General features: G+C 53.7%; 7 protein-coding genes. 4 read left to right on the top strand and 3 right to left on the bottom strand.

All coding sequences use genetic code 11. The annotated features are described in order from the left end of the window. Positions 1 to 99: 99 nt before the first annotated feature. From HYU99_11750 to HYU99_11740, 3 genes are all read right to left on the bottom strand, one after another. On the bottom strand, positions 100 to 1,032 hold the full coding sequence (locus HYU99_11750) for a peptidyl-prolyl cis-trans isomerase (GenBank protein ID MBI2341020.1): 933 nt from the start codon (positions 1,030 to 1,032) through the stop codon (positions 100 to 102). Next, complete coding sequence (locus HYU99_11745; GenBank protein ID MBI2341019.1) at positions 1,029 to 1,982, bottom strand: peptidylprolyl isomerase; 954 nt, start codon at positions 1,980 to 1,982, stop codon at positions 1,029 to 1,031. Before HYU99_11745 ends, HYU99_11750 begins: the two co-directional genes overlap by 4 nt. Before the next feature lie 69 nt (positions 1,983 to 2,051). After that, entirely contained in the window at positions 2,052 to 3,287 is a 1,236-nt protein-coding gene (locus HYU99_11740) for a sodium:proton antiporter (protein ID MBI2341018.1), read from the bottom strand. A gap of 131 nt (positions 3,288 to 3,418) precedes the next feature. Between HYU99_11740 and HYU99_11735 the strand changes: the two genes are divergently transcribed. The 4 genes from HYU99_11735 to HYU99_11720 all read left to right on the top strand — a co-directional run. After that, complete coding sequence (locus tag HYU99_11735; GenBank protein ID MBI2341017.1) at positions 3,419 to 3,850, top strand: ATP synthase F0 subunit B; 432 nt, start codon at positions 3,419 to 3,421, stop codon at positions 3,848 to 3,850. A 108-nt stretch (positions 3,851 to 3,958) separates the two neighbouring features. Continuing rightward, positions 3,959 to 4,492, top strand: coding sequence for an ATP synthase F0 subunit B (locus HYU99_11730; GenBank protein ID MBI2341016.1), 534 nt, complete (start codon positions 3,959 to 3,961; stop codon positions 4,490 to 4,492). Then, positions 4,489 to 5,031, top strand: a complete 543-nt coding sequence (gene atpH, locus HYU99_11725) for an ATP synthase F1 subunit delta (protein MBI2341015.1) — start codon at positions 4,489 to 4,491, stop codon at positions 5,029 to 5,031. The genes HYU99_11730 and atpH overlap by 4 nt, the downstream gene beginning before the upstream one ends. 6 nt (positions 5,032 to 5,037) lie before the next feature. Beyond that, the coding region (locus HYU99_11720) for a F0F1 ATP synthase subunit alpha (GenBank protein MBI2341014.1) at positions 5,038 to 5,444 on the top strand (407 nt) is incomplete at its 3' end.

Below are 5,444 nucleotides of genomic sequence, written 5' to 3'. Positions count from 1 at the left end.
GCCCTATAATCTAACGTGCAAAAACTCAACCTCAAAGGGACGGATTCGCCGTCAAAGATTTCCTCATTTTGTAATGTGATTTAGACCTTCCGGCAGGCTTCACGAATCCTTGATCTCCACAAACGACCGGGCGCGGATTTCCATCAGGTAGCGCTCCACCTCCTCGCCGATCCGTTCCTGAATCACCCGGTTGCGCACCCACTCCTTCACCTCGTTGAAGGAGCGCGGTTTGGGGTCGAGGCGATCAATCACCTTGAAGATAAAAATGCCGCTGGGCGTCGGGATGGGGTCGGAAATCCTGTTTGGTTCCAGCATGGTGAGAAGATTCAGCAGATCGGGGCGCATTTCGCCCGTATCGACAATGCCGGAGTCCCCCCCTTTGCCGGCAAAGGCGCCGCGGGAATATTTTTGAACCAGGGAGGAAAAGGGGGCGCCGCGGCGCAACTGCCCGACAATATCACCGGCCAACGCCTGCAAATCGGTTCCCGGCGGGGCGGAGTCGGGGGTGAGAAGAAGTTCCAGAAAACGGATTTTGGAAAAACCCTGAAACTCGGACGGATGGTTCCGGTAGTACTCCTCCAGGTCGTAGTCGCTGACGCGAATGCGGGGATAAATGGTTTTTTTCAAAAACTCGTCGCGCTTGAGTTTTTCGCGGAGCTCATTCTTGTACGCGGACTCCCCAATCCCCCTTCGGGCCAGCTCCGCCTTCAGCTCGTCGACAGTCGAACGGTTTTGGCCGGCCATCGACTGCATGGCCTGATCCACTTGGGAGTCAGTCACATCGATATTCTGTTTTTCAATTTCCTGTGCAAGCAGGGCATCGTTGATCAGACGGTTCAGCACCTCGGTCTGCCCGGCTTTTGATTTTTTCATCTCCTCCGCGATATCGGACTGGGTGATCACCACATCGTTCACCTTGGCCACGATCTGGTCGACAACCTGCTGGGCGGATAAGCCCCCTCGGCCGATCAGGCAGAGAAACAGGACAATCAGGCATGTGATCCGCCTCAGGCGGATTGGATATTTTTTCACGGTTTTATCTTTTCCAGCGCATCTTCCACGATTTGGATCTGCGACTGCGCCAGGATGTCCTCTTTCCAGGCCTTATAGCGTTCTCCCAGCCTAAGTTGCAAGAGGCGGGACTCAATTTGTGAAAACACCTCCGTAAGGTTCCGGATCCCCGCCGGTTTCCGGTCGATCAATTTGAAGAGGTGAAATCCGTAAGGGCTCTTCACAATGGGGCTTATCTCCCCGATATTTAATGAAAAACAGGCATCGTCGAATTCTTTGGGGTAGGTCCCGCGGGCAAAAAAGCCGAGATCGCCCCCCTTTGAGCGATCGGGCGAGATGGAATGCATCATGGCCAATTTGGCGAAATTTTCCCCCTGTTTGAGCCGGGCCGAAAGCTCCCTGGCCCTTTCCTCCGTGTCGGTGGCAATCTGGCGCACCCGGACTTTTTCCTCCTCACGAAATTCATCCGGATGGCCGTTGTAATAAGCCTGGATGTCCGACTTGTCCACCTTCACTGCGGGATAGAGGGTCTCCTTAAGGATTTTTTGCACCCAAAGGGTCTCCTCGGCCATGGCGCGCCACCGGGTGACCGGAATATTTTTTTCCTCCAGCATCCACTCGAATTCCTGCCCGGTGTATCCCTTCTTTAAATCTTCCAGACCGTGCGCCGTCTCCTCCGTGGTCAGGACGATGCCGTTTTTTTCCCCCCAGTCGATCAGGACGCGGTTTTCGATCATCCGGTCGAGAATCTCTTTTTTCAGACGCTCAAACCGCTCCGGTTTGGCGAAAATTTCCTCGTCGTATTTGGCTCTTTCAAGGTCGATGCGGAAAAGGAGCTCATCCTCCTTGATCGATTGTCCGTTCACAAACGCCACAACGGCCGGAAGCCCCGGCTGTTCCTTGCGGGCAAGGCAGGAGGTCAAAATTCCAAATGCCAAATTCCAAATTCCAAATGAAACGCCAAAAAACAAACTCCAATTTCCAAAAAAAAGACTTTTGGATTTTTGAACATTGGAATTTGGATTTTCCAGCATATTCGGTCACAGAAAAAAGATCCATGTCACCGTCCCAAACAACGGAATCAAGATGCCGACCGACCAGAGCATGTAACCGAAAAAAGAAGGTGTTTTAATGCCTGCATGGTCGGAAATGGCCTTGACCATGAAATTGGGGCCGTTCCCGATGTAGGTCACGGCCCCCATCAGCACCGCTCCGGCGCTGATGGCCAAAAGGATCGGTTCGGTAATCCCGACAACGGAGGCATTTGGGAGATGAAGCCCCTGCGCCAGCGAAAAGAAGGTCAAATAGGTCGGGGCGTTATCTAGAAACGACGAGAGCGATCCGGCCAGCCAGAAAAACTGGGCGGGATGGGTGATGCCAAGCTCTGCCCCATGGTGTTCCAAAAGCCAAAGGGCGGGAACCATGGCGATAAAAATGCCGGCAAACAAAACGGCCACCTCGACAATCGGATGAAAGTTGAACCGGTTTTTCTGCCGCGCCCGTTGGGGCGTCACCTTCAGGGAAAGGAGCGCCAGAGAGAGCATGACCCCTTCCCGATACGGCGTCGGAAGGAAAACGCACAAAACGACCCCCGCCAGAAGAAGAAAGTTTATACTGCCAATCAGCTTTAACGGTTCAACATGCCGCCGGTCCGCGGTGAGGTCCTTTTTTGTCTCCTTGCTGTAAGCAATTCGGTCAATCAGATAAAAGAGGGCCAGAAGGGCGCCGTTCAAAAGAAGCCATATCGGAAAAAGTTTCAGCGTCCAGAAAAACGGGACACCGCGGAGATAACCGAGAAACAGGGGGGGATCACCGATGGGGGTAAGCAACCCCCCGATGTTGCTGACCACAAAGATAAAAAAGATCGGGATATGTTTTACATGATGCCGTTCGCGGTTGGTGTGGAGAAGGGCGCGGATCAACAGCATGCTGGCTCCGGTTGTTCCGATAATGCTCGCCAAAACCGCGCCGATGGCCAGAAAAGCGGTGTTCACCGTCGGTGTCGCCCGGAGATCGCCGTCCAGGGCAATTCCTCCAGAGACCACAAAGAGGGCCGCAAGGAGCGAGATGAACGAAAAATATTCAAGCCCGGTATGGAGGAGGGCGTGCGGGTCGTGCGCGATCAGATAAACGGCGGTGGGGAGGGCGATTCCCAGCGCCACCAGCGCCTTGTTTAAGTTCTTTTCCCAGAAATGGGGAAGGGCCAATGGGAGAATGGCAATGCCTAAAAGCATCAAGACAAAAGGGGTGACCCAGTAAATGGCGATCGACTGCATCGTGGGGGCTTTTCATAGTGCATCCCCCCCTTTTTGTATAGAAAAAACAGCTTTTTAGCTGATCTGCACCCTTGACAGTTTTTGATGCGGCATGTTAACGGCAGGCGGCGTTTTTTCATAAATAAAATAATATGATTGACCTCTATCCCAACGAGACTCTTCCCCTCATGTGGGTCATCTTCGCGGTGGTCTTTTTTTTCTTAAACCGTTTTGTCTTCAGGCCGACCCTTCATCTGATCGCCGAACGACATCGCAACACCGAAGGTCTCAAAACCGGGGCGCTGGCCCTCTCCGAAAAAATCAAAACACTGACGGCCGGTTATGAACAGAAAATGGCGGAGGCGCGTATGTTGGCGGCGGGCGCCCGCGAACAGATTGTCGGCCTGGCGCGGGTAGAGGAGCGGAAAATCATCGATGAGGCGCGTTTGCAAAATGAGGCGGTGTTCGAAGAGATGAAAGGGCGGATCGAACGCGAAAAGAAGGAGGCGGAGTTGAGCCTCAAGCAGTATGCGCAGGTATTGGCAAGGGATATTGTGGACAAACTGCTGGAAAGGGCGGCTTAAAAGCAAATGTCAAATTCCAAATTCCAAATTCCAAAAAAACCTTGTTTTAGACATTGGAAATTGTTTTTTGGTGTTTCATTTGGCATTTGGCGTTTGGCATTTGGAATTTTGAGTCCAAAACTTGCCCTGGCAGTCGAAGAGGCCGTGCATCACGGTAATCCCGGTCCGGGGCTCGATCTGGTCTTCCGCGAGATTAATTTCCTGATTCTCATCGCCGTTCTTTTTTTTCTGCTCCGCAAACCGGTGAAGGAATTTTTCAAACATCGATCAGCCACGCTTAAAGGAGAAGTGGAAGAGGCCAAAAAGTTGAACAGCGAGGCGCGCAAACAACACGAGGAAATTTCGCACCGTCTCAAAAAAGTCGAACAGGAGACGCAAGGCCTGGTTGACTCCTTCAAAAAAGACGGTGAAATGGAGCGGGGCAAACTGCTGGAACAGGCGCGCGTCTACGCCGAAAAGATCCGCGAGGACGCCAAAAAGATCGCCGAAAACGAGGTGAAAAAGGCGCGCGAAGATTTGAAAGAGATGACCGTGGAACTGGCCCGCAATCTGGCGCAAAAATCCATTGAGCGCGAGATGACCGACGCCGATTCCGACCGGCTGACGAAAAATTACGTGGAACGTTTGCGAAAATTACAATGATCGAATCATCCATCGCCAGACGTTATTCGCGGGCGCTCGTCGAGCTGGCCCGCGAGGAAGACAAGCTCGAGGCCTACGGCGGACAGTTGAAGGATTTTTACGCCCTCTGCGCTGAAGTCCCCCCCCTCCTCGATACGCTGACCAACCGCTTTTTCGACATCACGGCGCGTCTTAAAATTGTCGACCGGCTGGCGGAAAAACTGAACCTGGCTCTGCCGGTGAAGAATTTTGTAAAACTCCTGATCAAAAAAGGGCGGATCGGCCTTTTGGCGGAGATTTCCGCCGAATATCAGCGCGCCCTCCACGAATTGCAAAACAGGGCGGTCGCAACGGTTGTTTCGGCCAAAGAACTTTCCGATTCGGTCGTCAGCGAAATCAGAACCATTCTGGCCAAAAAAACCGGCCTTGAGGTGGTGATGGAAAAAGAGGTAAAGCCGTCGGTGCTGGGGGGCGTCTGCGTCCGGATCGGCGGCGTGGTTTACGACGGAACGGTCAGGGCGGAATTGAATCGGTTAACGGAAAAAATGATGGGGGGTTAAAAAAATATGCAAATCCGGGCGGAAGAGATCAGCGAAATTCTCAAAAAGGAAATTCGGGACTACGACAAGGTGGTCGACAAGGCCGAGGTCGGCACGGTCATCTCGGTGGGGGACGGGATCGCCCGCATCCATGGGCTGGACCGCGCGATGGCCGGGGAACTGCTGGAATTTCCGGGGGGGATCAGGGGAATCGCCTTAAACCTCGACGAAGACAATGTCGGCGTGGCGATTATGGGGCTCGACCACACGATTCGCGAAGGGGACATCGTCCGCCGGACCGCTCGCATTGCCGAGGTGCCGGTGGGGGAGTCGCTCGTCGGGAGGGTGGTCGACGCCCTTGGCGAACCGGTGGATGGCCTTGGCCCCCTTTCAGGGGGAGAAACCCGCCGGATCGAAATCAAGGCGCCGGGCAT

It is taken from the genome of Deltaproteobacteria bacterium (assembly GCA_016183175.1).
GTDB lineage: Bacteria > UBA10199 > UBA10199 > UBA10199 > SBBF01 > JACPFC01.
Note: the sequence above shows the minus strand (reverse complement) of the source record. Positions and strands in the feature narration are given on the sequence as shown.